This is a genomic window from Novosphingobium sp. BL-S-34, assembly GCF_056857015.1.
Genome location: NZ_CM166472.1, coordinates 2,617,169 through 2,640,006, shown reverse-complemented (window position 1 = coordinate 2,640,006; position 22,838 = coordinate 2,617,169). Strand labels below are relative to the sequence as shown.

Here is a 22,838-nt window from a genome sequence, read left to right as displayed (position 1 = left end):
CCGCTATGTCAGGGAATCAATTCCGCCCGGCACCAAGTGTGCGCGAAAAGCGTTTCTCAGGTAATCTTTGGTCGCGGCGAATTTTCACGCCCGGCACAAACGACCTAGGGAAAACCCGTCGGAACGTGTTATTTTACGCTTGAACACGCTTGACCGGCACCGGAAGCATGAGCACCAAGGGCGCGATGAACGATACGCCACAAGACAGCCTGATCCCCTACGACGAGATCGTGCAGGAGGCCCTGCGCGCCGTTGTGGGCCGGGTGCTAGGCCAGGTGGAAGCCAGCAATGGCATGCTGCCGGGTACGCACCACTTCTATATCACCTTCAAGACCGGAGCGCCGGGGGTCTCGATCCCTGCCGAGCTGCGGGCGCGGTTCCCGGACGAAATGACCATCGTCCTCCAGAACAAGTTCTGGGACCTGGCGGTGCGCGAAGACGGCTTCACCGTCAGCCTTAGCTTCAACCAGCTCCCGTCCAAGCTGGTGATCCCTTTCGCCGCGATCACCGCTTTCGTGGATCCGGCCGTCGATTTCGGCCTGCAGTTCCAGGCCATGTCCGACGACGACGAGGAAGACGAGCTTTCCGCGCCCGAGAACGATTCGGAACGCGACGTTGCTTCGCGCATTACTCCCAGCGAGGATGGATCGAACGTCGTTTCGGTCGATTTCGGCAAGAAGAAGTAAGGCGGGCAGGAGAAGGCCCGGGAAAGCAAGGTCCATGGGCGTCACCTCGGTTCCGAAGAAAGTCGGCAAAAGCGTCGGCAGCGGCGTGAGCAAGGCCGGAGCGGCGGTCAAGAACACGGCCGCCAAGGCCCGCGCCCGCGCCAACACCTTGCGGGGGCCCAGCCCCAGCACGGCCACCAACCTGGCCATTGCCGACATCGCCCTGCGCAGCGGCACTTTCTTCGCGCGCCGGGCGGTCGAGCACGCACTGCTGGGCAAGCGCTACACCCCGGAAAAGGCCAAGCAGATCCTGCGCGGCCGTTCCTTCACTCAGTCCATGCTCCATACCGCCATTGCCCGCGTGGCCCTGGGCTCCGCGCCCGGCGCGGCGCTGGTGATCGGCGGACTGGCGGCCAAGACGCTCTACGACCGCAGCCGCGCCCGCAAGGCCAGCGTCAAGGGCGAAGCCGAGATCCAGGACATGGCCGAGGACGGCGAAGACGAAACCGGCCTGGTGCCCGACATTCTGAAGTGACCCGATCCGGGGCGAAGGGCTCTCCGCTCGCTCCGCGATCCTCTGCCTTCACCTCACCCCTTGATTTGCGCGCCCGGCGGCGGCATCGGGGCACATGGTCAATTCTCCGGACAATCCCGCCGACACGCTCGCCCGGCGCGGCCTCATGCTCATCATGTCCTCGCCTTCCGGCGCCGGCAAGACGACGATCTCGCGCATGCTGCTTGAGCACGATTCGCACATCTGCAACTCGGTGTCCTGCACCACCCGCAAGCCCCGCCCGGGTGAGGTGGACGGCAAGGACTACTTCTTCGTCAGCCAGGCCGAGTTCGACCGCATGGTGGACGAAGGCGAGTTCCTCGAATGGGCGCATGTCTTCGGCCACAGCTACGGCACGCCCAAGGCCCAGGTGAAAGCCGGGCTGAAGGACGGGCAGGACTATCTGTTCGACATCGACTGGCAGGGCACGCAGCAGCTCTACCAGAAGCTGGAGCGCGACGTCGTGCGCGTGTTCCTGCTGCCACCGAGCATCGACGAACTGCGCCGCCGCCTTACCGGCAGGGGCACCGATTCGATGGACGTGATCGCCGCCCGCATGGAACGCGCACGCTCGGAAATCAGCCACTGGGATGGCTACGACTATGTCGTCGTCAACGACGATATCGAAGCCTGCTTCGAGAAAGTGAAGAAGATCCTCGCCGCGGAACGCATGCGCCGCGCGCGCCAGACCGGCCTGATCGGCTTCGTCCGCGAGCTGATGACGCCCTGATCGCGGTATCGGGAAAGCAGCGAGGGTGACGGGCAGCCGCGCGTCGCGCTGCTGCCTCTCCGCGCCCTGCCCAGCAGGCGGTCCGGCATTTTTTCCCGTTCGTTCGGGCACCTGCGGGCGTCTGGCGCGTAGATGTGGGACTGGCCCTGCTCGGGCGCGCCACGGGAGAGAGCGATGATGCCGCCACGAAAGTCCGCGATCCGGTCGCTCAGCCTGTCGGGCCTGCCCCTGGCGGGCCTGCTCATGCTGGGTGCCTGCAACGCCGCGCCCGATCGGCAGCCGGCTTCGGAGACACGCTCGCAAGCGGTCGCTTCGGACCCGCAAGGCCCCGCAAGCAGCTCGGCCCCGACCTCGGCATCCCCATCGGCCTCGCCTGCTGGATCGCCCACCGCGCCGGCGGAAAACGGCGCGGCCCAGCGCTCCGGCCCGCTCTCCTGCGCGGAGGAACTGGGCGCCACTGCCGCCCAGCGCCGCGCGGATCTGTGCCGCAACGTCTCCCCGGCCACACGCCCCCCCTGCAATGTCGCCAACAGCTGCGCGATGATCGAGGACGAGATCGCCCGCAGCTGCGCCTTGTTCGATTCGAAGGGAGATCCCATGCCGGGATGCCGCCCCGCGCCCAAGAGCAAGGAAGCCGCCGCCGCGGTGGTGGAACGCTATTACTCCGCGCTCAATGCCCGCGACTTCGGGACGGCCTGGCAGCAGTGGGGCGACGACGGCCCGCCGCGCCAGACGATGGCGCAGTTCACGGCCGGCTTCGCCCATACCCGCGCCACCCATGTCGCCATCGGCGCGATGGAGCCTGGCGACGCCGGGGCCGGCTCGGTCTACCAGACGGTGCCCGTCACGGTGGACGCGACTCTGGACGACGGATCGAGCCAGCGGTTCCGCGGCAAGTACGTCCTGCGCCGCGTCAACGGTGTGGACGGGGCCACGCCCGGACAACTGCGCTGGCACATCGATTCCGCCCAGCTTTCGCCGGTCCGCTGAGGCGGAGCCCGACCCCGCCGCCCGCCCGGCCGGAGAGCGCCGGCCTTATGTCCCGCGCTCCCTTCTTACTTGTCCTCGCCCACCGCAGGCTCTACGCGCGCCCGGAACAGAAAATCTGAACGACCTTTCCGGAGACGCGAACATGTCCGAACTCGAAACCGCGATCGAAGCCGCCTGGGATGCGCGCGACACCGTCACCCCCGCCAGCGCCGACGTGCGCAAGCTGGTGGACGAAGCCCTCGGCCTGATCGAATCGGGCACGGCCCGCGTCGCCGAACCGGACGGCCAGGGTGGCTGGAAGGTCAACCAGTGGCTGAAGAAGGCCGTGCTCCTCTCGTTCCGCCTGAACGACAACGCCCCCGTCGCTCACGGCGCCGGCGGCGCGCCCGCCTTCGACAAGGTGCCCGTGAAGTTCGAAGGCTGGGCCGACGAAGACTTCCGCAAGGCCGGCTTCCGCGTCGTCCCGGGCGCCGTCGCCCGTCGCGGCACCTTCATCTCGAAGAACGTGGTGCTGATGCCCAGCTTCGTGAACATCGGCGCCTATGTGGGCGAAGGCACCATGGTCGACACCTGGGCCACCGTCGGCTCCTGCGCGCAGATCGGCAAGAACGTCCACATCTCGGGCGGCGTCGGCATCGGCGGCGTGCTTGAGCCACTGCAGGCCGGCCCGGTCATCATCGAGGACAACTGCTTCATCGGCGCCCGTTCGGAAGTGGCCGAAGGCGTCGTCGTCGGCGAAGGCGCGGTGATCTCGATGGGCGTGTTCCTGGGCGCGTCGACCAAGATCGTCGACCGCGCAACCGGCGAAGTCCACATCGGCAAGGTTCCGCCCTACTCGGTGGTGGTCCCCGGCTCGCTGCCCGGCAAGCCGCTGCCCGACGGCACCCCCGGCCCGTCGCTCTACTGCGCCGTGATCGTCAAGACCGTGGACGCGCAGACTCGCTCGAAGACCGGCATCAACGAGCTGCTGCGCGACTGATCGCCGCACCGATCCTGTCTGGAAGGGGCCGGATGCCAGCGCGTCCGGCCCCTTTCTGTATCTAGCTCCCTCGGAACGGCAGGGGCGATGGGGCGTTGATCCCTGGAACATCGGCCTGAAGCGATCGAAGATCGGGCCGGAAACCGGGAGATGCCCATGGATACCCGCGGCGAGGAAGTTCACGTCGAAAAGACCGAAGCCCGTGCCGGCGCGACGCCCAATGTCGTCCGCTACGTCCTGCTTGTCAGCCTGGTCCTGGCCATTGCCGCCATGTCCGCGATCTGGATCTTCGGCGCGGTCAAGGCCCCGGACGATACCGGCGGCGCCGCCGACACCCGCGAGGCCGTGCAGCGGGGCGATGTCGATCCCCAGTCCCAACCCGGCGTCCAGAGCCCCGAGCCGGCCGCAGGCAAGACCGGAAGCTGACCCGTGGCGGGGCTGGCGCGCTTCGTCGAGGCCCAGTCCCGCGACTATGCCCGCGTGGTCGCGGAGCTGGAACACGGCAGCAAGCGCAGCCACTGGATCTGGTACATCTTCCCGCAAGTGGCCGGCCTGGGACAAAGCGAAACCTCGCAGTTCTACGCCATTTCAGACCTGAGCGAGGCCCGCGCCTATCTGGCCCATCCGATTCTCGGTGCCCGTCTCGATGAATGCACCGAGATCATGCTGGAATGGCTCGGCAAACGCAGCGCGGCCGAGATCCTGGGCGCTCTCGATGCCATGAAGTTTCGCAGCGCCATGACGCTGTTCGAAGCGGCCGGCGGCGAAGCGCGTTTCGGCCGCGCGCTCGATGGGTTCTTCCAGGGCGAGCGGGACGAACGGACACTCCAGTTCCTCGGCACCGCGCCGGATCCCTAGCGCTTCGCTCGTTCGGGAACCCGATTCACCGCCAGCGCGTTTCCCCTGTTGGCCCTTATTGCACGGCGGCCGCAGAGCCGCTCCCAAAGCTGTCGGGCCACGGGAGAGCCGAGATGCAACGCGTCGGTGATGAAGTTCATCTGGATGAAGACGAAGCCCGTTCGGGCAGCACGCCGCATATCGTCCGCTATGTACTGCTGGCCAGCCTCATTCTGGCGATTCTGGCGATGTCCGCGATCTGGATTTCGCGCGCCTGGTGGGACCAGCCGCCGTCCCAGGGACATCCCGTGACCGCCGAGGAGCACGCACTCGGCAACTGACCCTGCCGAATTTGCTTGCCTGACGGGCCGACTTGTCCTGATCTGTGCTCGGGAGAAACGAGAAGGACCGACGTTGCCTTGTGGCGGCGCAGGATCCTCATGGAGAGGAAGACAGGAATGCAGGACACAGCTTTTGCGGCAGGGGCCGACAAGGCCGAATCCCATCCCGCGCGGACGGGCCTTTCCACTACGACGCATTCCACAACGATACATGCTCAGGAAGGTGACCTGCGGCGCGGCGGCGATGCCGCCTTGCCGATCCTTCCGCATATCCTGGCAGCAATCTTCGGCGTGTTCGCCATCGCCATCGTCATTCTCTGGCTGTCGATCGGCGTCTGGAGCCGCCCCAATCCCGATCATCTCGCGCCCGCGGGCGCCCAGCAGCAAGCCCCGGCGCAATCTTCACCCTGAAGCGTGACGTGGGGCGCTTCCATCTGGAGGCGCCCTGAACCCCGCTGCGGGCTGTGGAATGCGGCCAGAAACTCGCCCGAAAATCGACCCGAAACCGGACATCGCCGAAGATGTGCGTGAAAAAATGAGCCGCCGATGGAAGCGTGTCCCGAGCGCGGCATGGGTTCATGCTGCGCTCCCGCCCCGGATCGATCTCTCGCCCCCCGACGAACAATCGATCCCTTGCACCGACGGCCCTCGTATGGACGGCGCCTTCGCGTCATCCTCTACTCGTCCGAATACTCCGTCTCGGTGGCGGGTGTATTCGCCATGTCCCGAACGGAAGACAGTCCGTTGCAGAAATTTAACGACACGCTTCGGAAACCCTGCCGGGCGCATCCTTTCCAGCATCGCCGGAGCGGGTTTACGGCGCGATTCGCGGAATGCTTGATCGCGGGGAAATCGCGGCCTAGCCCTTGGTGATGGGAGAATTCGATTACATCGTCGTCGGCGGTGGAAGCGCGGGCTGTGTCCTTGCCAATCGGCTGAGCGCGGACCCGCGCCGCCGGGTGCTGCTGCTGGAAGCGGGCGGCAAGGACGACTACCTCTGGATTCGCGTCCCCGTCGGCTATCTCTACTGCATCGGCAATCCCCGCACCGACTGGTGCCTGTCCACCGAGGCCGAGGTCGGGCTGGGCGGCCGCAGTCTGAAGTATCCGCGCGGCCGGGTGCTGGGCGGCAGTTCCTCGATCAACGGCATGATCTATATGCGCGGCCAGGCCGCCGACTACGACCAGTGGCGGCAGGCGGGTCACGAAGGCTGGAGCTGGGACGAGGTCCTTCCCTACTTCACCCGCGCCGAAGATCATTACGAAGGCCCCAGCGCGTTTCACGGCAGCGGCGGCGAAATCCGCGTGGAGAAGCAGCGGCTGCGCTGGGACATCCTCGAAGCCTTTCGCGAGGCCTGCAGCCAGCAGGGCATCCCCGCGGTCACCGATTTCAACCGGGGCGACAACGAAGGATCCAGCTTCTTCCAGGTCACGCAGCGCCGGGGTTGGCGCTGGAGCGCATCGGATGCCTTTCTCAAGCCGGTAAGAAGCCGCGCCAACCTCAAGGTAGAGACCGGTGCCAGCGTCGAGCGCGTATTGATCGAGGACGGCCGCGCCGTCGGCGTCGCCTATACGGTGGGCGGCCAGCCCAGAACCGCTCGCGCGCGCGGCGAAGTCGTGCTTTCGGCGGGCGCCATCGGTTCGCCGGCGATCCTCGAACGCAGCGGCATCGGCGATGGAGACCGGCTTTCCGGCCATGGCATCCCCGCCCTGCGCCACTTGCCGCAAGTGGGGGAGAACCTGCAGGATCACCTGCAACTGCGCTGCGCCTGGCGGGTGACGGGGGTGTCCACGCTCAACCAGCGCGCTGCCAATCTGATGGGCAAGGCGCTGATCGGCCTGGAATATGCGCTCAGCCGCAGCGGTCCGATGGCCATGGCGCCGAGCCAGCTTGGCGTCTTCACCCGCAGCCACGCGCGCTATGCCACGCCGAACCTGGAATACCACGTACAGCCGCTCAGCCTTGAAGCCTTCGGCGGCGCGCTCGATCCCTTCCCGGCCTTCACCGCCAGCGTCTGCAACTTGCGGCCGGAAAGTCGCGGCAGCACGCATGTGACCGGCCGCGATCCCGCCGCCGCGCCGAGCATACGCCCGAACTATCTCTCTGCCGAGGAGGACCGTGCCGTCGCGGCCCAGTCGATCCGCCTCACGCGCGAGATCGTCGCCCGGCCCGCCCTCGCCCGCTATGCCCCGGAAGAACTGCGGCCCGGCCCCGAACGCGCGAGCGAGGAAGACTTGCGCAGCGCAGCCGGTGCGATCGGCACCACCATTTTCCACCCGGTCGGCACCGCGGCGATGGGCAGCGTGGTCGATGCCCGCTTGCGCGTTCTCGAGGTGGAGGGCCTGCGCGTGATCGATGCCTCGGTGATGCCCACCATCACGTCCGGCAACACCAATGCGCCGACCATGATGATCGCGGAAAAAGGCGCGGAAATGATCCTTGCCGACAGCCGGTGATCCGTCGAGAACCAGCCCTGCGCGCCGTTCAGGCGAGCAGCGCCCTCGTGCGGGCGACCACTTCCACGAGATAGTCCCGCGCGGCTTCCACCCCCAGCGCCGCCTGCGGAAGCGAAAGGTCCAGGCCCAGCGTCTTGCCGCGCGGGAGGGCATCCACGAATTCGCGAAGGGGCAGTTCGCCCTCGCCCGGAATCAGGCGGCCGCGCTCGGCTTCCTCGGCATGATCGCCCAGGGCCTTGAGCCCGGCGTCGCAAAGGCGGACATGGCCGATCAGCGCGGCGTCGAGTTCCGCCAGTTCGCGCACCACCCCGCCCGCGCGGAAGAAATGCAACGCGTCGACCGTCACGCTCACCCGATCCTCGCCGATATGCGCCACGAGAGCCAGGGCTTCGCGAAGCGTGCGAACAGTCATGACAGGAGAGAATTCGAAGCCGAAGTCCATGTCGCGCTCACGCGCCATTTCGGCCAGGCGGGCCATGTAGTCGAAGGCATGTTCCCGCTCGAGCCCGTTGTCGCGGGCGCCGATGCGGCGGGTGCCGAGCCGGGCGAAGATGTCCATGTCCGCAGCATGGTCCTCGGGCGGGCGCGTTGCCGAACCATTGATGCCCTCGCCCAGGCCGATGCGCAGGCCAGCATCCGCCAGCGCGGCCTGGGCTTCGCGCCGCAGGGCCGCATCCTCGCGCAGCGACCAGGCTGCGTAGCCCTCGCTCCGCCCGGCCTCCTGCTCCAGGCCCATCGACACCGCCTTGCAGCCCATTTCGCCCGCCAGGCGGACATGTTCGAGCGGTCCCATCCCCGCGACCGTGCGGCTGTCGATGCCTAAGGGGTGGGGCATGGTATTATCCTCGTGACGGCGGGTGCGACTGTTACGCCGCCCTGAATAGCCGTCATTTCAGCCGCCGCGAAGCCTTCATCACGCGATAGCCCCAGATGACACGGCGGCGCGCCCAAACGGCCGTCACGACAGGCGCGCCGGAGAGTGCGGCGATGGCGTATCGCGCCGGTTCTGGGGCCTGAAAGCCGGAAACGCCTTGACTGCGGCGGCCTGCCCGGCGACGGCCTCTCTCCCGATCGACGAGGACCGAGCCACGCCATGATTCCCTCCGTTACCCTGCTTCCCGACCTGACTTTCGCCAACGACCGGCCATTCGTGCTGATCGGGGGCATGAACGTCATGGAAAGCCGCGAGGCGGTAATGGACGTTGCCGCCGAATTCGTGCGGGTTACCGGCGAGCTTGGCATTCCTTATGTGTTCAAGGCCAGCTTCGACAAGGCGAACCGCTCGTCCATCTCGTCCTTCCGGGGTCCGGGCCTGGACGAAGGAATGAAGATCCTCGCCGACGTGAAGGACCGCTTCGGCGTGCCCGTGCTGACAGACGTGCACGAACCGTTCCAGGCGGAGGCCGTGGCGGAAGTCGCCGATATTCTCCAGCTCCCGGCCTTCCTCGCGCGCCAGACCGACCTCGTCGTCGCCCTGGCGCGCACCGGCAAGGTCATCAACGTGAAGAAGCCGCAGTTCCTCGCCCCGCAGGAGATGCGCCACATCATCCGCAAATGCGAAGAGGCCGGCAATGGCCGCGTGCTGCTGTGCGAGCGCGGTTCCTCCTTCGGCTACAACAACCTCGTCGTCGACATGCTGGGAATGGACGAGATGAAGGCCATGGCCCCGGTGGTGTTCGATGCGACTCATGCGCTGCAACGCCCGGGCGGCCGGGTCGACAGCGCCGATGGTCGCCGTACGCAGGCTGCCGCCCTCACCCGTTCGGGCATGGCCCTCGGTATCGCCGGGCTGTTTCTGGAAGCGCACCCCGATCCGGACAAGGCGCTCTGCGATGGCCCCTGCGCCTTGCCGCTCGGCCGGCTGCGCGCCTACCTCGAACAGGTCCAGGCCATCGACCGCCTGGTCAAGGCCTTCCCGCCCCTCGACATTGATTGAGCGAAACCCGGATTGAGGAAAACCGGGCGGTGGCTTCGCGGCGCCGCCCCCTTCGGCAATTGCCTTCAGGCGATGCCGCGTTCCTTGAGGATGCGTTCGATCACCGGCTTGTCGCCCGGGTTGTTCAGCTCGATCGCATCCCAGGACAGCGGATCGAGCGTGACGACCGAGACCGGCAGGCCAAGGTCGAGGAAGCGCAGTTGTTCCAGGCCTTCCAGCAGTTCCAGCTCGCAAGGCGGCGCGGCGACGTAGCGCTCCAGCGCGGCGCGGCGGTAGGCATAGAGACCGAGGTGCAGGTGGACCGGCGGGAATTCCCGCGCGGCGGCCTCTGCCGGAAGATAGGGCAGCACGCGCTTGGAGAAGTAAAGCGCCCGGCCGCGGCCGTCGATCACGGCGGTGGTGCCGCCCACCCGGCCCTCGGCCTGGTCTTGGACCAGATGTTCGTAAACGGTACGTGAGGCGCGCACGGCGGGGGTGGCCATGATGGCCTCCGGATCTGCCGAAAGGCGCTCGACCAGCGCCGGGACCACGCCTGCGGGAGAAAGCGGCGCATCGCCCTGAAGGTTCACGACGACATCGGCGACCGGCCCAAGCGTGGCAATGGCTTCCGCGCAGCGTTCGGTGCCGTTGGCGCAATCGGGCGACGTCATGACGACCTGCCCGCCGAAGCTCTCCACTTCGGCGGCGATCCGGTCGTCGTCAGTGGCGACCCAGACGCCGGCCGCGCCGGGAACGCCCATGGCGCAATCCCAGCTGCGGCGGATCAGGCTGCGTTCCTCGCCGGTGGCGCCGGCTAGGCGAACCAGCGGCTTGCCGGGGTACCGGCTCGACGCGAAGCGCGCAGGGATGATGATGGCAAAACTGTTGCCGCTATTCGGGGATGTCACGGAGGTTCAGCTGAGCCCGGTGCGAAGGAAATCGTGAAGGTGGATGATGCCGACCGGGATCTGGTTGATCGTGGCTACCATCTCGTCCTCTACCACCGCGCAGCGCGGGCCGTCTTCGCCGACCACGAAAGCGCATGTGATCTGCGCATCGTTGAGGAAACGAAGGGCATCCTCCGCCGCCATGTCCGCCCGCAGCATCTTGGGGCGCGGCGTCATGACGTCGCGCGCGCAGACCTGGTCGAGTACCTTGAAGTGGCGGCGCAAGTCGCCGTCGGTGATGATCCCGGCAAGGCGTCCGGCCGGATCGACGACGCCGGCGATGCCGAAGCCCATGGACGTCATGCACGTGATGACGCCGTCCATCGGCAGGTCGAGGTCGACGAGCGGAAGCTTGTCGGTGCCGTGCATGAGCTGGCTGACCGAAGCGAGACGCAGGCCGATCGAACCACCCGGATGAAGCGCCTTGAGGCTCTCCTTCGAGACGCCCTGCATGTCCATCAGCACCATGGCGATGGCGTCGCCCAGTGCCAGCTGCTGCGTGGTCGAGCTGGTGGGCGCGATATTCGAAGGACAGGCCTCGGTCGCGACCGGCAGCAACACGCAGATGTCCGAGCGGCGTTCCACCAGCGAATCGGCATGAGACGTCATGCCGACCACCGGAATTTCGCAGCGCTCCGCATGGTCGAACAGGACCTGCAGCTCGGCAGTGTTGCCGGAATTGGAAATGGCGAGGATCACGTCACCCTCCACCACCATGCCGAGATCGCCGTGGGCGGCCTCACCGGGGTGAAGGTACATGGCGGGCGAGCCGGTTGCCGAGAGGGTGGCGGCGATCTTGCGGCCGATATGCCCGGACTTGCCGACGCCGGCCACGACGATCCGTCCAGTGGCGCTGGCGAGAAGCTGGCAGGCTTTGGTGAAACTCGCGCCCAGCGATGCGGCCAGGCTATCCAGAGTGCGTGCTTCGATGTCGATGACTTCGCGTGCTCTGGATATAATGAGATTGCTTGCCCCGACTGTTATCGGGACGACCGAATTCGACAACTTTACCCCCCTGCTCGCGTGCTTTCGATTGCTGCGCATCGCCTACACCTTGCTGGCCGCACTGCACAACGCCACAGTCCTGACATGTACTGTTAGACGCCGGCATAGTCCGCGAATTTGTGCTACGCAGCACACCACCCTATGTAAACCCCACATAATCCCTGAATTGCTCGATCTGCCGCAAATTCCGCACAAGCGCCGACAGGTAGAAGTCACATATAGTTGACGAAATTTAATCGTGACAGTTCCGAGGCAAGGAAGTGCAGGCGGATCAGTCTAACGAATCTACCGCGCGCCTTATTCCGACACTGCGCCAGGGCTGCCCAGCAACTTTCTCGAACCGATCGCGCAAGGACCAAAGCCACCCGACGCGGCGCTCGGCAAGGCCCGGAAGGCTGAGAAGGTCGCCTCCCAACCAGGGCACAAAAGGATTGCGGCGGCAATAGGACCAGATCTCGACGCGCTCGATCGCCCGAACCGAATCGCCGCGCGCGTGGAAGCCCAGGGTATCGGCCACCACCAAGGTATTGGCGGGAACGGCCAGCGGCCGCGGCGCGGGCAGGCCCATCTCGGCAAGGTCCCCCGGCCTCACCCGCGGCGAACCACGCGCGGACAGCCGGTCGATCGTCCGCGGGTCGGCCAGGCTGCGGCGATATTCCCAGTCCAGCCGCGCCGCGGTCAACCGGTGCGATCCCGGAACGAAGGTGAAAGGCGCCTCGTCGGCCGTGACCGCATTCAGGAACAGCCAGGATTTCAGCGATGAGTGAAAGGCATCGGCATGAAGCGATTCCTGCGGGTCCGCCTCGTTGCTGGCGTCGTGCGTCACGATGGTCTGGATATAATGCAGCGGTGCGATCCGGAAACCGGCGACATAGTGGAACAGCGCCTTGAGGTCGTCGCGGCCGAGCAGGCGGCGCAGCGCGGGAATGACCCGGAGCATCGCGGGATCGACGGCGAGGCGGCGAGTGATCGCATCGCCCTGCCGCATTTCGCGCGCTTCACCCTCGTATGTCAGGATCGCCTGGCGCAGCGCCGCAAACTCTTCGGCCGGAATGACATTCTCGATGGCGACGAAACCGTCGCGGTCGAAAGCCTCGCGCCAGTCCTTCCGCACTTTTCCTGCAAGGCGCGCCCGTCGCCAGCTGCACAGCGCCCCGGCCACTTTCACCCGCGCCCGGTGCAGGCCCCAACCGTTCAATCGCCGCGAACCCAGAAGCGGATTGTCGAGAAAACTCTTTGCAGTGGTGCCGAGCTGGAAGATCCAGACGGGTAGCATGAGTAACGACTTGACCGGCTTGAGAACAATCATATGAAGAGGGCTACCGATTTCGGGGGGCTTCGCAATGGCCCCTTTGACAGGTCGCTGGCAACTGATTTCGTGGTCCTCGGATCGTCGAATGTCCTTGGCTGGTAAATGGCATAACTTTTCAGGGTAAGACGATACATGAGGATGGGTTCCCGCGGCCGGGCGGTTCTGGCGCTGGCCGCCTGCCTGCCGGCCACTCCCGCCTGGGCAGATGCGTTCGGCGGCACGGCAGCCCTTCCGGAGGCCGGTTTTTCGGCTCCGACGGGTCGGATCGAGGATCAGGCGCTTGCCGCTGGGGTGATCACGGCGTCCGGCTGCATCGGCAGTGCCGCGCCTTGCGACGGAAATGATCCGCAGCTCGTCGCCGTCTCGCGGTGGAACCTGGCCGACATCTCCTCACCCCGCGCGGTGCCGGACCTGACGACCCTGCCGCCTGCCGCCCTGGAGCCCGAGCCGGCCGCGCCGGCCGATGTCTATGGCCCCACGAACCAGGTGGTTTCCGGCCCGGCCGCATCGCTGCCCCCCGGCGTCAGCCTCAACGGCACCGGCCACGTTCCGCGCGAATATGCCCAGTACCGCGGCTTCTTCAAGCAGGCGGGCACGATCACGACCGAACTGGCGGTCCTGGCCGTCTACATGGGCGTGCAGACGATCCCCAAGCTGACGAAGAAAACCGCCCCGTTCCACTTCAAGGACGAAGGCTGGTTCGGCAAGGATACGACCAGCATCGGCATGGACAAGCTGACCCATGCCTTCAACACTTACCTGATCGCGGACATTCTTCATGCCCGCCTTCACAAGAACACCAATGCCTCGGAAGGCGACGCCGTCACGGCCGGCGTGCTGGCCGCGGGCCTGATGGCGCTCAACGAAGTGTCCGACGCCATCGAGCCCGACAGCGGCTACTCGATGCAGGACATCGCGATGAACCTGACCGGCGCGACGCTCTCGGTGCTGCGCAACACGATTCCCGGCCTGAAGGAAAAGATCGCCTTCAAGATCGAGATCATGCCGAACGACCAGATCTACAGCCACGTCGGCAAGGAACACTACGCCCAGCAGCGCTTCATGCTCTCGCTCAAGGGCGCGGGCTTCGAAGGCCTGCAGAAGACGCCGCTGCGATTCCTGGACCTCCAGGTCGGCTATTACGCCACCGACTTCCTCAACAGCGACCGCGAAAAGGGCATCGAGCCCAAGCGGCACCTGTTCTTCGGCGTCGGCCTGAACCTGGGCGAGCTGTTCTGGGGCAATTCGCAGTCGCGCTTCGGCAAGGCCGCCTACTCCGTGCTCGATCACGTTCAGCTTCCCTACACCTCGGTTCGTGTCGATACGCATGGAGAGTTCGGCCATTGGTAACTGGGCGATCACACGCCATCGAGGCACGCTGATCATGAACCAAAGCCTTACGCCTGCCGTCGAGCAGGCGATGCGCGACGCAGCACGCCTCGCCGTCATGCCGCGCTTCGGCACGGCGGGCGCCGCGCTCGTGGCCGACAAGCGCGAAGGCAATGGTGGCAGCGAACCGGTTACCGCCGCAGACCGCGAATGCGAGGCGATCCTGAGCGAACGCCTCGCCGGCCTGATCCCCGGCGCTCATGTGGTGGGTGAAGAGGCCGTGCATCACCAGCCGGATCTGCTCGACAGGCTCGGCGCCGGAACGTGCTGGATCGTCGATCCGCTCGACGGCACTGCCAATTTCGCGGCGGGCACCGGGCCCTTCGGGCTGCTGGTGGCGCTGGCGGACAACGGCATTCCGGTCGGCGGCTGGATACTCGATCCCCTGTCCGGCCGGTTCTGTGCCGCCCTGTCCGGCCAGGGCGCCACCATCGACGGCCTGGCTTTTCGCACCGCTCCTGCAGCGCGCGCGCGCCCGGTAATGGCCGTGACGCGCCTCTTTCGCGATCCCGACCGACGCGCCCGACTGCTGGCCGAATTGGCCGAAGGCGCCGAAGTGATCGACAGCCCGCGCTGCGCTGCTGACCAGTACCCCCGCATCGCCGGGGGCGAGAACGACATCACGCTGTTCACCCGCACGCTCCCCTGGGACCATGCCGCAGGCGTGCTGTTCCTCAATGAAGCAGGCGGCCGCGCCGCCCGGCCCGACGGCACCCCCTATCGCTGCGACGACCGGCGCGAGGGCCTGATCGCCGCCGTCGATCCGGACACCTGGGACCGTACGGCGCGCCGGCTGGAAAGCCTGGGCGAAACCTTGGCACTGACAGTCGAGGCGGCATGACGGCACCCCCGTTCCTGCGCATTCCGCCCTTCCCGGGCCACCGCGCACCACCCCTGGCCCAGCCCGCTTCCAGAGAGGCCCCCGCCGCGACGGACCTGTCCTCGCTTCTGCGCCAGGCCCGCGTCGGCGGTACGTTCTGGGGAGCCTCCGCTGTGCTGCCCGAAGGCCGCGACGTTCTGGCCTCCGCATCCAGCACCGCGGCTGCCGGCGAAGTCGCGAGACATCTGGGCGACCTTGGGCTGACGGGACGCGCAGCCGCGCGCGGTGCGATTGTCGGCCTTGAAAACCTCCCTTCCCTCCCGTCGGACGGCGACCCCTGGACCGCCTGCGCATCGGCCTCGCTGGTGATAGGCGATGCCGAAGACGAGCTGCTGCTGGTCGCCGCCCTCTGCGGGTGCAAGGTCGCACCCTTGGGGGCCGGGCGCTTCGCCGCGCTTTCGGATCCCGCGGCGCTGGACGCCGTCGCAGCCCGCGAAATCGGCCGCTGGACCTATCGCGACCCCTTCGGCGAAGGCAGGCTGGAGCCTGCGCAAGCCATTGGACTGCTGGCAGGCTGGCGCGCCCTGATCGACGCCAACCGCAAGGTCGCCGGCGTCTACGGCATCGCCCGCTGGAAGCGGATCACCGCCGACAACCTGCTGTGGGACGGCAGCGGCCCGGTGCGCCATGCCGAGGGCGCGCAAGTGCCTGCCGAAGGCTCCCTGGCGCTGGCCTGGATCGCGCGCAGCGATGCACAGGCCCTCGCGGATCTCGAAGCGCGCGGCATCCGCATCGGTGAAATCGAGGACGGCATGATCCGCTCGACCGGCCTCGGCGCCAATTGCGTGCCGCCGCTCTCGATCGTCGTCGATGCCAATGGCCCCCATTTCGACCCGGCCCAGGCCAGCGAACTCGAAATCATTCTCGAAACCGCGGCAATCCCCCGGGCCGTCATCGAACGGGCCGGTGCCTTGCGCGAACGGCTCGTTTCGGGCGGGATCAGCAAGTACGGCCTCGACGCGGAGCGCGCGCCGCGGGCAGACAGCGAAGGCGGTGCCCGGATCGGCGGCCGCAAGCGCGTGCTCGTGACCGGGCAGGTCGAAGACGACCGCTCGGTGCTGCGCGGCGGCGGCGGGCTGGACAATCTGGAACTGCTGCGCCGCGCCCGCGCCGAAGAACCTGGCGCACATATCATCTTCAAGCCGCATCCCGACGTGGAGGCCGGCCATCGCAAGGGTCATGTCCCCGACGCGCGCGCGCTGGAATTCGCCGACACGATCGACCGGACATCCTCGATCGCGGCGCTGCTGGATCAAGTCGATGCCGTCCACGTTCTGACCTCGCTGGCGGGGTTCGAAGCGCTGATGCGCGGGCGCGAGGTCGTCACGCACGGGGTGCCCTTCTACGCGGGCTGGGGGCTGACGCGCGACCTCGGGGCAGTACCCGCGCGCCGCACCCGCCGCCGGACGCTGGACGAACTGGTCGCGGCCACGCTGATCCTCTATCCCCGCTACCTCGATCCCGTCACGCGTTTGCCGTGCGGGCCGGAAACGCTGGTGGACAGGATTGCAAGCGGGCAGGCCAACGTGCGATCAGCACTTATTCGCCTGCGGGAAGTTCAAGGGAGGATGAACCGCGTGCTTGGATGGATGACCCGGCGATGAAGCATCTGCTGCTGACGACTGGGGATCGCCGGTTCCTGTTCCTTCAGGGACCACCCGGACCGTTTTTCCGCGCCCTTGGCGAAGAACTGCGCCGCCGCGGCGCGGCGGTCCATCGCATCAACCTGTCCGGAGGCGACCGGCGCGACTGGCCGGACGGTTCGACCGACTATCGCGGCCTGATGCGCGACTGGCCGCTGTTTTTCGACCGCTACGTGCAGGAACATGGCATCACCGACGTGGTGCTGTTCGGGGACTGCCGCCCCATGCACATGCGGGCGATGCGCCTGGCGCGCCTGCGCGGCATCCACTTCCACGTTTTCGAGGAAGGCTATATCCGGCCCGACTGGATGACGCTGGAGCGTGACGGCGTGAACGGCAATTCCTCGTTCGACCGCGATCCGCAGAACCTGCTCTCCGCGGCGGCCAGGCTTCCCGATATTCCCGATCTCCCGTCGATCACCGCCTCGTTCAACCGGCGCGCGCACGACAGTTACTGGCATTACCACAATGTCGTGACCGGACGGCTGCTGCTGCGCTTCCCGTTCTATCGCACCCATCGCCAGGGATCGATCGTGCTCGAGGGCTTCGGATGGATCCGCCGCTTCTCGCTCCGGGGCCGCCGCGCGCGGCAGGCGCAGGACACCCTGCGCGAGATCGACGGCAAGCGCTATTTCCTGTTCCCGCTCCAGCTTTCGGGCGACTTCCAGATCCGGTCGCACTCGCCATTCCTGTCGATGGCCATGGCGCTCGACTACGTGCTGGCCAGCTTCGCGCGCCATGCGCCCAAGGATGCGCTGCTGGTGATCAAGGAGCATCCGCTCGACGTCGGATTCCGCAACTGGCGCTCGGCGATCCGCCGCCGTGCCGCCCATTTCGGGCTGGCCGGCCGGGTCATGCATATCGACGGCGGCGATCTTCAGCCGCTCTGCGAGAATTCGATCGGCATGGTCTGCGTGAACAGCACCTCGGGCACCTTGGCGCTGGCCTCGGGAACGCCGGTCATCGTGCTGGGGGATGCCGTCTACGACGTGCCGGGCATCACGCACCAGGCCTCGCTCGACCGCTTCTGGCGCAGCCCCGAACTGCCCGACCGCAAGCTCTACGAAGCCTTCAAGAAGGTGCTCCATGCCAAGTGCCTGGTGCGCGGCGGCCTCGCGAGCCAATCGGCCACGCGCATCCTGGTGGAAAACAGTGTCGACCGGCTGCTGGTCCCCGTGGAAGCCCCCGAAGGCCCCGCCGTGCGCCGTCGCTATCCGCCGGCGTTCAACTTGCCCTGAGCCTTCAGGAAGACGGCTCCAGGTTCGCGTCGGGCAAGTGTCCTTGCGAACGCAGGAAGCGGAACAGGCGGTTGACCAGCGGGTTCGACCAGCCGGAATTCGTGGCGAAGTCGCGCTTCAGCGTGTCGTGGTGGATCTGGTGTGCCTCCGGCGACATCAGCAGGCCCAGCTTGCGCATGCCGCGGATGAACCAGGGGTTGTCCCGCCGGTGCAGCGTCCCGTGGAAATACTGGGCGAAGGCCCCGCCCACGAGAAACGCGGCGAATCCGGCCATGAACCAGCCGGGAATCGGCCAGATCAGCGCGGCCACATTGCCCAGAAGCGAGATCGGCAGGGCGCCGGCGATCACGGTGGAGCCGATCAGCCGCCACAGCTGCCGCCGCCCCAGCGCATCCGGGCGCGGGTGGTGGTTCTTGAAATCGTAGGAAATGCGCTCGAACGGGTTGAGCCGCCGCATCCGCTCGCGGAACAGCCCTTGGTACTCCTCGCTCTCACGCGAACCTTCGTAGAAGAAGATCGTGTCCAGCCCCATGCCCGGGCGGCACGGCCGATAGTCCATGTACATGTGAATCACGCCGGACAGCAGATCCGCCAGATACCAGGCGACCAGCATCGCGGGGATGGCAAGCCAGCTCGGATCCGCGAACGCCAGCACCATGCTGCCGGCCAGCGAGGCCAGGAAGGCCCAGAGAAGAATACGCTGCACTAAGGACATGCTCCCGCCAGTAACCCTTCGCGCGCCGCTTGCCAATCGATCCTGACCGCTGCTACGCGCCCGCCATGTCTTCTCGGGCGCCCGCTACCGCCACATCCCGCACTGGAACCGGCGCCGATCCGCGTCCTTTCGTGCTCGACGTCAGCCGCCTGATCTGGCGCCTCTGGGCCGGGCGCCTGCCTACCGGGATCGACCGGGTGTGCCTGGCCTATCTCGAAGAGTTCGCGGACCGGTCCCTGGCCATGTTGCAATGGCGCGAGCACCGGATCGTGCTCGGCCCGCGTGCCAGCGACCGCCTCTTCGCGCTGCTGAGCGCCGGGGTCGGCAAGCCGATCCGGGGCGCGCTGGTCGCGCAGCTGGCTTCGGCGATTCCCGCCGCTCTGGTTCGCCCCCCGAAAGTCGCGGGCAAGATCTACCTCAACGTCGGCCACACCGGGCTGAACGCAGCGGGTCTGGTGGACTGGCTGGCCGCACGGGCGCTGAGGCCGGTCTTCCTCATCCACGACCTGATCCCGATCACTCACCCGCAATATTGCCGCGCCGGCGAGGCGGCGCGCCATGCTGCCAGGATGCGTAACGCCCTGGCTGCGGCGGACGGGTTCATCGTCAATTCGGCCGATACCGGCGGGGCCCTCACCCGCTTCGCCCGCAGCCTGGGACTGGAACCTGCCCCCACGCTCGTCGCTCATCTGGGAATCGAGCCGCTCGCTGCGCCGGCCTCTGCCGTCGCCTTTACGGAGAGTGCGAAAGCGGCGCCGACGGACCGGCCCTATTTCCTGTGCCTGGGCACCATCGAGGCGCGCAAGAACCACATCCTGCTGCTGCGCGCCTGGAAGGGCCTTCGCCGAACACTGGGCACGAACACGCCCGATCTCGTGCTGATCGGCCAGCGCGGCTGGGAGGCGCAGGACACGTTCGACCTGCTCGATTCCGAAAGCCACGATCATGGCCGGATCGTCGAACTCGCCCGCTGCACCGACGGCGAACTGGCCGCCTGGCTCGACGATGCCGAAGCGCTGCTCATGCCCAGCCATGTCGAAGGCTATGGCCTGCCCGTGCTGGAAGCACTGTCGCGCGGTACGCCGGTGATCGCCACCGACCTTGCGGTCTATCGCGAACTGGCGCCCGGCATTCCGCTGTTCCTGGCCGCCGACGACGAACAGGCCTGGCAGAATGCCGTGATCGCCTGCCTGGGCGACAGCACCGAGGCCGCGCGCCAGCGCCGCTTGCTGCAGGACTACCGCGCGCCCGACTGGGCGGAGCACATGGCGCTTGTCGAGGCGTGGCTGGGCCAGCTCTAGCCGATCGAGCAGCCGCCGCCCTCGCTGGTCTTGGACCCGTCGGGGCGGTACCAGGTCGCGATCGGGCCGGCCTTTTCGTCGTAGTAGCAGACCGAAGAGACCGCATTCGTGGTCGCATCGACGTGGACGGCATAGTTATGCGCGCCGCAATTGTGCAATTCGCACTGCGAGGCACCGATATCGTTGTCCTTGCGCATGACCGGGCCCACCGGCCCCTTCATCGCGGCAATGGCATCGAGCACCTTGGGGTCGGTCACGGCGCGGGAAACGCCTTCCTGCACCCGTGGATGCTGGAAGAAGGTGTAGTCCCCCACTTTGTCCAGCGGATACTTGCCGACATAGACTGAGAGGCTGTCGACCGCGCCCGAAGGCGTCTCGCTGGCTTCTGATGGCTCCACTTCGGCCGCGGCGGATTGTTCCGCGATCGTGGGAGAGGCTGCGGGGCTTGGCTCGGAACCGCCCTTGCACCCGGCCAGACCGGCCATGACAAGGATTAGAGTGGCGCCGGCCAACCAGGGGCGCGGGTCCGGATGCTGCATCGGGCTTCCTCCTTCGCGTTCGAAAGTCTCTTCGAATCGCGCCCGAGCATCGCCGGTTCCCGCCTGCGCTGCAAATCCTGATGCCGCCCCGCTTCGACGGGGCCAAAAATCAGCCGCGAATGGCGGGGCGCAGGCGCATCGCGAAGGAGATGACGAAAGGCCAGAACAACGTGGCGATCACGTCGCGAATGGTGTCGTGCCAGCTCCAGGAGCCATGGGCCAGGCGATCGATATATTCGTTGCCCGCCTCCAGGATCACTACCATCGCCAGTGGCCAGGCGGAGCTGAGCTTCTTCTTCATCACGATGGCCGTCAGCAGCCAGATCGTGAGGCCCGCATATGTATGCGCGAACTTGTCGGGGGCCGGGCACTGCGCAACGATCCAGGTGATCGCGCGCTCGTAATGGTGGACGAATTCCATGCCGCCTTATGCTGCGGCGCACCAGGACGGTCCAGCCTCGACAGGCTCGGATACGGTGGAAATTCCGGAGATCGTGGCGGCAATACATCAATGCCGGCAAACCAGATAGGGTATCAGGCCAAATGCGGTATCAGGGCGCGTGGACTCTGGTCCGCCGCGCCCTGACCTTCTCCCTTCCCTCGGCCGTTGCGGCTTGCGCCGCCTGTTCTCCCTGCGGTCAGGCCAGCTTGCGCTGCAGCCTCACCAGAGCGCGGTCGATCGCGTCGCGCGCCGTATCGTTGACTGTACCCGAAACCACCCGATAGACGATCCGCCCATCATCCAGCGAATAGGCCACCGTCGCCATGCCGTCGTTGAAACTGGCAAGGTAGAGCGCCGGCTTCCGCTGGATGAGGGCGAGATCGTCCGCTCGGGGAATCAGACTCTCTCTCATGAAGTAGGCGCCGATCATGTTCGGCGACATCGCGGTGGGCTCCGATCCGGAATCGCTTGCCCAGCCCGCGCCGGCCGAAGCCGCAGCGCACAGGACAAGTCCCACCTGCAATGCTGTCAGGAATCGCTTCATGACACCATCCTCTTCCCTGGCGGCTCCATCATCGCGGGCCGCCTCTCTTGTCCTGGAGACATAACATCCGCCCCGGAGAATCGGAAGCGGTCATTGGCGCAAACCCGCAGAAATCCGTTATTTTGCGCTGCGACAGAAAGATATGGCACCCGCGAACACCGCGCAGGAACCCGACTTGTGCCGCCCCGCGCAGGCCCGACATGCCCTGCCCCCGCCCCGGCGGCCGGTTCCTCGTCGATCACGGACAGGATCGCGCTTGTGAAGGCCTGCCTCGGCGCGATAGCTTCCGCCCCACGGCCCGGCCTGGAGGCGATTCGATGCTGCACCCGCTAACGTCGATTTCCTCCGCGCGGATGCGGTCCAGCGCACCGGCGCGGCGTCTCGGCCGTTCCTGCACACCGAACCGGGCCCCCATCCAGCGAATCGGGAACAGGGCGCGCCGCCCTTGCGTTTGCCCGTCGCGCCCGAACCCCATTCGACCAAGTTCAGGCTGAAAGATTCCATCCCCAAGCACGCACGATCCTCATGAAAGGAAATCCGGCATGACGACCAATTCCGCCTCCGCACGCTATTCGGGCCTCGGCAAGGAAGGCAAAGGCGCCATCAGCACCCGTTCCGGGGTGTTGAGCGACCAGCCCTACGGCTTCGGCACGCGCTTCGAAGGCCAGCCCGGTACCAATCCGGAAGAACTGATCGCCGCCGCCCATGCCGCCTGCTTCACCATGGCCACCAGCTTCGCGCTGGCCAAGGCGGGCTTCTCGGACGGCACGCTGGACACCCAGTGCACCGTGACGCTGGACAGCGCTGACGGCGGCTTCGCCGTCACCAAGTCCGCGCTCACCCTGAAGGCCAGCGTGCCGGGCATCAGCGCCGAGGACTTCGAGAAGCTGGCCGACGAAGCCAAGGCCGGTTGCCCCATCTCCAAGCTGCTCAATTGCGAGATCACGCTCGAAAAGTCGCTGGAGGGCTAGGAAAGCCGCGTGGCGCCTGCCATGGCGCTTGCCTTGAGGATGGCGGGTCCGTCCTGATGGAAAGGACGACCATGGCAGGCGACAACGAAGACTACGTCTATGACGAGGACAGCGGCGAATGGATGCCCGCGTCCGAACTGGCGAGCAAGCGCGCCGCCGAGAGCAGCGTCGAAGTGCGCGATGCCGTGGGCAATGTGCTGGCCGATGGTGACCAGGTTACACTGATCAAGGACCTTGAAGTCAAAGGCGCCGGGCAGACGCTCAAGCAGGGCACGCTCATCAAGTCGATCCGCCTGACCGGCGACCCGCAGGAGATCGACTGCAAGTATCCCGGCATCAAGGGCCTGGTCCTGCGCGCGGAATTCGTCCGCAAGCGCTGACCGCCAAGGGAACGGCAGCAAGGCCCCGACGTTTAGCTCATCGGACGGGGGCGAGCGGAGATCCGC

The 22,838-nt window shown here is 66.7% G+C and carries 26 protein-coding genes; 18 read left to right on the top strand and 8 right to left on the bottom strand.

What is annotated here, in order from left to right:
- Positions 1-185 precede the first annotated feature (185 nt).
- The 10 genes from AC1VV3_RS12620 to AC1VV3_RS12575 all read left to right on the top strand — a co-directional run bounded on the left by AC1VV3_RS12620 (position 186) and on the right by AC1VV3_RS12575 (position 7,551).
- On the top strand, positions 186-686 hold the full coding sequence (locus tag AC1VV3_RS12620; RefSeq protein ID WP_132268771.1) for an SspB family protein: 501 nt from the start codon (positions 186-188) through the stop codon (positions 684-686).
- A 34-nt stretch (positions 687-720) separates the two neighbouring features.
- On the top strand, positions 721-1,200 hold the full coding sequence (locus AC1VV3_RS12615) for a hypothetical protein (RefSeq protein ID WP_465128000.1): 480 nt from the start codon (positions 721-723) through the stop codon (positions 1,198-1,200).
- A gap of 94 nt (positions 1,201-1,294) precedes the next feature.
- Positions 1,295-1,948, top strand: coding sequence for a guanylate kinase (gene gmk, locus AC1VV3_RS12610; RefSeq protein ID WP_132268493.1), 654 nt, complete (start codon positions 1,295-1,297; stop codon positions 1,946-1,948).
- 174 nt (positions 1,949-2,122) lie between these two features.
- Positions 2,123-2,938, top strand: coding sequence for a hypothetical protein (locus AC1VV3_RS12605; protein WP_465127999.1), 816 nt, complete (start codon positions 2,123-2,125; stop codon positions 2,936-2,938).
- A 142-nt stretch (positions 2,939-3,080) separates the two neighbouring features.
- A complete protein-coding gene (gene dapD, locus AC1VV3_RS12600) occupies positions 3,081-3,917 on the top strand; it encodes a 2,3,4,5-tetrahydropyridine-2,6-dicarboxylate N-succinyltransferase (protein ID WP_465127998.1) in 837 nt (278 codons plus the stop codon).
- 156 nt (positions 3,918-4,073) lie between these two features.
- The gene (locus tag AC1VV3_RS12595) at positions 4,074-4,343 is read left to right on the top strand and encodes a hypothetical protein (protein WP_134093996.1); all 270 of its coding nucleotides are present in this window, start codon (positions 4,074-4,076) and stop codon (positions 4,341-4,343) included.
- Positions 4,344-4,346: 3 nt separating this feature from the next.
- Positions 4,347-4,775 (top strand): DUF1810 domain-containing protein, encoded by a 429-nt coding sequence (locus AC1VV3_RS12590; protein WP_465127997.1) that lies wholly within the window; start codon positions 4,347-4,349, stop codon positions 4,773-4,775.
- 113 nt (positions 4,776-4,888) lie between these two features.
- Positions 4,889-5,095 carry a hypothetical protein gene (locus AC1VV3_RS12585; protein ID WP_442044813.1) on the top strand — a complete coding sequence of 69 codons (207 nt, stop codon included), beginning with the start codon at positions 4,889-4,891 and terminating at the stop codon, positions 5,093-5,095.
- Between the two features lie 117 nt (positions 5,096-5,212).
- Positions 5,213-5,506 (top strand): hypothetical protein, encoded by a 294-nt coding sequence (locus AC1VV3_RS12580; RefSeq protein ID WP_314464015.1) that lies wholly within the window; start codon positions 5,213-5,215, stop codon positions 5,504-5,506.
- Between the two features lie 461 nt (positions 5,507-5,967).
- Positions 5,968-7,551: a GMC family oxidoreductase gene (locus tag AC1VV3_RS12575; protein ID WP_465127996.1), complete on the top strand. Its 1,584-nt coding sequence runs from the start codon at positions 5,968-5,970 to the stop codon at positions 7,549-7,551.
- A gap of 28 nt (positions 7,552-7,579) precedes the next feature.
- Here AC1VV3_RS12575 and AC1VV3_RS12570 read toward each other — a convergent pair whose 3' ends face one another.
- Positions 7,580-8,386: a sugar phosphate isomerase/epimerase family protein gene (locus AC1VV3_RS12570; RefSeq protein ID WP_465127995.1), complete on the bottom strand. Its 807-nt coding sequence runs from the start codon at positions 8,384-8,386 to the stop codon at positions 7,580-7,582.
- Between the two features lie 258 nt (positions 8,387-8,644).
- Between AC1VV3_RS12570 and kdsA the strand changes: the two genes are divergently transcribed.
- The gene (gene kdsA, locus AC1VV3_RS12565; RefSeq protein WP_465127994.1) at positions 8,645-9,487 is read left to right on the top strand and encodes a 3-deoxy-8-phosphooctulonate synthase; all 843 of its coding nucleotides are present in this window, start codon (positions 8,645-8,647) and stop codon (positions 9,485-9,487) included.
- A 65-nt stretch (positions 9,488-9,552) separates the two neighbouring features.
- On the opposite strand, the gene AC1VV3_RS12560 is transcribed toward kdsA, so the two are convergent.
- The 3 genes from AC1VV3_RS12560 to AC1VV3_RS12550 form a co-directional block, all read right to left on the bottom strand.
- Complete coding sequence (locus AC1VV3_RS12560) at positions 9,553-10,374, bottom strand: 3-deoxy-manno-octulosonate cytidylyltransferase (RefSeq protein WP_134093991.1); 822 nt, start codon at positions 10,372-10,374, stop codon at positions 9,553-9,555.
- Between the two features lie 6 nt (positions 10,375-10,380).
- Positions 10,381-11,418, bottom strand: coding sequence for a KpsF/GutQ family sugar-phosphate isomerase (locus AC1VV3_RS12555; RefSeq protein WP_243654375.1), 1,038 nt, complete (start codon positions 11,416-11,418; stop codon positions 10,381-10,383).
- Positions 11,419-11,689: 271 nt separating this feature from the next.
- Positions 11,690-12,727 carry a phytanoyl-CoA dioxygenase family protein gene (locus AC1VV3_RS12550; protein ID WP_465127993.1) on the bottom strand — a complete coding sequence of 346 codons (1,038 nt, stop codon included), beginning with the start codon at positions 12,725-12,727 and terminating at the stop codon, positions 11,690-11,692.
- Positions 12,728-12,862: 135 nt separating this feature from the next.
- Here AC1VV3_RS12550 and AC1VV3_RS12545 point away from each other — a divergent pair, with 135 nt between their 5' ends.
- Genes AC1VV3_RS12545 through AC1VV3_RS12530 form a run of 4 tightly spaced genes read left to right on the top strand, consistent with a single transcriptional unit; the run spans position 12,863 to position 17,880 of the window.
- Positions 12,863-14,080 (top strand): DUF2279 domain-containing protein, encoded by a 1,218-nt coding sequence (locus AC1VV3_RS12545; protein ID WP_465127992.1) that lies wholly within the window; start codon positions 12,863-12,865, stop codon positions 14,078-14,080.
- A 34-nt stretch (positions 14,081-14,114) separates the two neighbouring features.
- Positions 14,115-14,960, top strand: coding sequence for an inositol monophosphatase family protein (locus tag AC1VV3_RS12540; RefSeq protein WP_465127991.1), 846 nt, complete (start codon positions 14,115-14,117; stop codon positions 14,958-14,960).
- Positions 14,957-16,603 (top strand): capsular polysaccharide export protein, LipB/KpsS family, encoded by a 1,647-nt coding sequence (locus AC1VV3_RS12535; RefSeq protein ID WP_465127990.1) that lies wholly within the window; start codon positions 14,957-14,959, stop codon positions 16,601-16,603. Before AC1VV3_RS12540 ends, AC1VV3_RS12535 begins: the two co-directional genes overlap by 4 nt.
- Positions 16,600-17,880 carry a capsule biosynthesis protein gene (locus tag AC1VV3_RS12530; protein WP_431567219.1) on the top strand — a complete coding sequence of 427 codons (1,281 nt, stop codon included), beginning with the start codon at positions 16,600-16,602 and terminating at the stop codon, positions 17,878-17,880. The genes AC1VV3_RS12535 and AC1VV3_RS12530 overlap by 4 nt, the downstream gene beginning before the upstream one ends.
- Before the next feature lie 4 nt (positions 17,881-17,884).
- Here AC1VV3_RS12530 and AC1VV3_RS12525 read toward each other — a convergent pair whose 3' ends face one another.
- Complete coding sequence (locus AC1VV3_RS12525) at positions 17,885-18,595, bottom strand: fatty acid desaturase CarF family protein (RefSeq protein WP_465127989.1); 711 nt, start codon at positions 18,593-18,595, stop codon at positions 17,885-17,887.
- 65 nt (positions 18,596-18,660) lie between these two features.
- Here AC1VV3_RS12525 and AC1VV3_RS12520 point away from each other — a divergent pair, with 65 nt between their 5' ends.
- Positions 18,661-19,896, top strand: a complete 1,236-nt coding sequence (locus AC1VV3_RS12520; protein ID WP_465127988.1) for a glycosyltransferase family 4 protein — start codon at positions 18,661-18,663, stop codon at positions 19,894-19,896.
- Here the strand turns inward: AC1VV3_RS12520 and AC1VV3_RS12515 are convergent.
- From AC1VV3_RS12515 to AC1VV3_RS12505, 3 genes are all read right to left on the bottom strand, one after another.
- Complete coding sequence (locus AC1VV3_RS12515; RefSeq protein WP_442044833.1) at positions 19,893-20,435, bottom strand: hypothetical protein; 543 nt, start codon at positions 20,433-20,435, stop codon at positions 19,893-19,895. The two genes, AC1VV3_RS12520 and AC1VV3_RS12515, sit on opposite strands and share 4 nt — an antisense overlap.
- 109 nt (positions 20,436-20,544) lie before the next feature.
- On the bottom strand, positions 20,545-20,856 hold the full coding sequence (locus AC1VV3_RS12510; protein WP_132268464.1) for a hypothetical protein: 312 nt from the start codon (positions 20,854-20,856) through the stop codon (positions 20,545-20,547).
- Between the two features lie 217 nt (positions 20,857-21,073).
- Positions 21,074-21,421 carry a hypothetical protein gene (locus tag AC1VV3_RS12505; protein WP_465127987.1) on the bottom strand — a complete coding sequence of 116 codons (348 nt, stop codon included), beginning with the start codon at positions 21,419-21,421 and terminating at the stop codon, positions 21,074-21,076.
- 542 nt (positions 21,422-21,963) lie between these two features.
- Here AC1VV3_RS12505 and AC1VV3_RS12500 point away from each other — a divergent pair.
- Together AC1VV3_RS12500 and AC1VV3_RS12495 are read left to right on the top strand one after the other, a co-directional pair.
- Entirely contained in the window at positions 21,964-22,392 is a 429-nt protein-coding gene (locus tag AC1VV3_RS12500; protein ID WP_132268461.1) for an OsmC family protein, read from the top strand.
- A 71-nt stretch (positions 22,393-22,463) separates the two neighbouring features.
- Positions 22,464-22,772: an alkylphosphonate utilization protein gene (locus AC1VV3_RS12495; protein ID WP_134094172.1), complete on the top strand. Its 309-nt coding sequence runs from the start codon at positions 22,464-22,466 to the stop codon at positions 22,770-22,772.
- The last annotated feature ends 66 nt before the right edge of the window (positions 22,773-22,838 follow it).

What these genes read in the sequence shown, in the direction of transcription:
- AC1VV3_RS12500 (WP_132268461.1), top strand. Translation starts at nt 21,964, where the DNA reads ATGACGACCAATTCCGCCTCCGCACGCTATTCGGGCCTCGGCAAGGAA.
- dapD (WP_465127998.1), top strand. Translation starts at nt 3,081, where the DNA reads ATGTCCGAACTCGAAACCGCGATCGAAGCCGCCTGGGATGCGCGCGAC.
- AC1VV3_RS12545 (WP_465127992.1), top strand. Translation starts at nt 12,863, where the DNA reads ATGAGGATGGGTTCCCGCGGCCGGGCGGTTCTGGCGCTGGCCGCCTGC.
- AC1VV3_RS12535 (WP_465127990.1), top strand. Translation starts at nt 14,957, where the DNA reads ATGACGGCACCCCCGTTCCTGCGCATTCCGCCCTTCCCGGGCCACCGC.
- kdsA (WP_465127994.1), top strand. Translation starts at nt 8,645, where the DNA reads ATGATTCCCTCCGTTACCCTGCTTCCCGACCTGACTTTCGCCAACGAC.
- AC1VV3_RS12575 (WP_465127996.1), top strand. Translation starts at nt 5,968, where the DNA reads ATGGGAGAATTCGATTACATCGTCGTCGGCGGTGGAAGCGCGGGCTGT.
- AC1VV3_RS12620 (WP_132268771.1), top strand. Translation starts at nt 186, where the DNA reads ATGAACGATACGCCACAAGACAGCCTGATCCCCTACGACGAGATCGTG.
- AC1VV3_RS12530 (WP_431567219.1), top strand. Translation starts at nt 16,600, where the DNA reads ATGAAGCATCTGCTGCTGACGACTGGGGATCGCCGGTTCCTGTTCCTT.
- AC1VV3_RS12570 (WP_465127995.1), bottom strand. Translation starts at nt 8,386, where the DNA reads ATGCCCCACCCCTTAGGCATCGACAGCCGCACGGTCGCGGGGATGGGA.
- AC1VV3_RS12585 (WP_442044813.1), top strand. Translation starts at nt 4,889, where the DNA reads ATGCAACGCGTCGGTGATGAAGTTCATCTGGATGAAGACGAAGCCCGT.
- AC1VV3_RS12520 (WP_465127988.1), top strand. Translation starts at nt 18,661, where the DNA reads ATGTCTTCTCGGGCGCCCGCTACCGCCACATCCCGCACTGGAACCGGC.
- AC1VV3_RS12615 (WP_465128000.1), top strand. Translation starts at nt 721, where the DNA reads ATGGGCGTCACCTCGGTTCCGAAGAAAGTCGGCAAAAGCGTCGGCAGC.
- AC1VV3_RS12580 (WP_314464015.1), top strand. Translation starts at nt 5,213, where the DNA reads ATGCAGGACACAGCTTTTGCGGCAGGGGCCGACAAGGCCGAATCCCAT.
- AC1VV3_RS12505 (WP_465127987.1), bottom strand. Translation starts at nt 21,421, where the DNA reads ATGAAGCGATTCCTGACAGCATTGCAGGTGGGACTTGTCCTGTGCGCT.
- AC1VV3_RS12605 (WP_465127999.1), top strand. Translation starts at nt 2,123, where the DNA reads ATGATGCCGCCACGAAAGTCCGCGATCCGGTCGCTCAGCCTGTCGGGC.
- AC1VV3_RS12495 (WP_134094172.1), top strand. Translation starts at nt 22,464, where the DNA reads ATGGCAGGCGACAACGAAGACTACGTCTATGACGAGGACAGCGGCGAA.
- AC1VV3_RS12510 (WP_132268464.1), bottom strand. Translation starts at nt 20,856, where the DNA reads ATGGAATTCGTCCACCATTACGAGCGCGCGATCACCTGGATCGTTGCG.
- AC1VV3_RS12525 (WP_465127989.1), bottom strand. Translation starts at nt 18,595, where the DNA reads ATGTCCTTAGTGCAGCGTATTCTTCTCTGGGCCTTCCTGGCCTCGCTG.
- AC1VV3_RS12515 (WP_442044833.1), bottom strand. Translation starts at nt 20,435, where the DNA reads ATGCAGCATCCGGACCCGCGCCCCTGGTTGGCCGGCGCCACTCTAATC.
- gmk (WP_132268493.1), top strand. Translation starts at nt 1,295, where the DNA reads ATGGTCAATTCTCCGGACAATCCCGCCGACACGCTCGCCCGGCGCGGC.
- AC1VV3_RS12550 (WP_465127993.1), bottom strand. Translation starts at nt 12,727, where the DNA reads ATGATTGTTCTCAAGCCGGTCAAGTCGTTACTCATGCTACCCGTCTGG.
- AC1VV3_RS12595 (WP_134093996.1), top strand. Translation starts at nt 4,074, where the DNA reads ATGGATACCCGCGGCGAGGAAGTTCACGTCGAAAAGACCGAAGCCCGT.
- AC1VV3_RS12540 (WP_465127991.1), top strand. Translation starts at nt 14,115, where the DNA reads ATGAACCAAAGCCTTACGCCTGCCGTCGAGCAGGCGATGCGCGACGCA.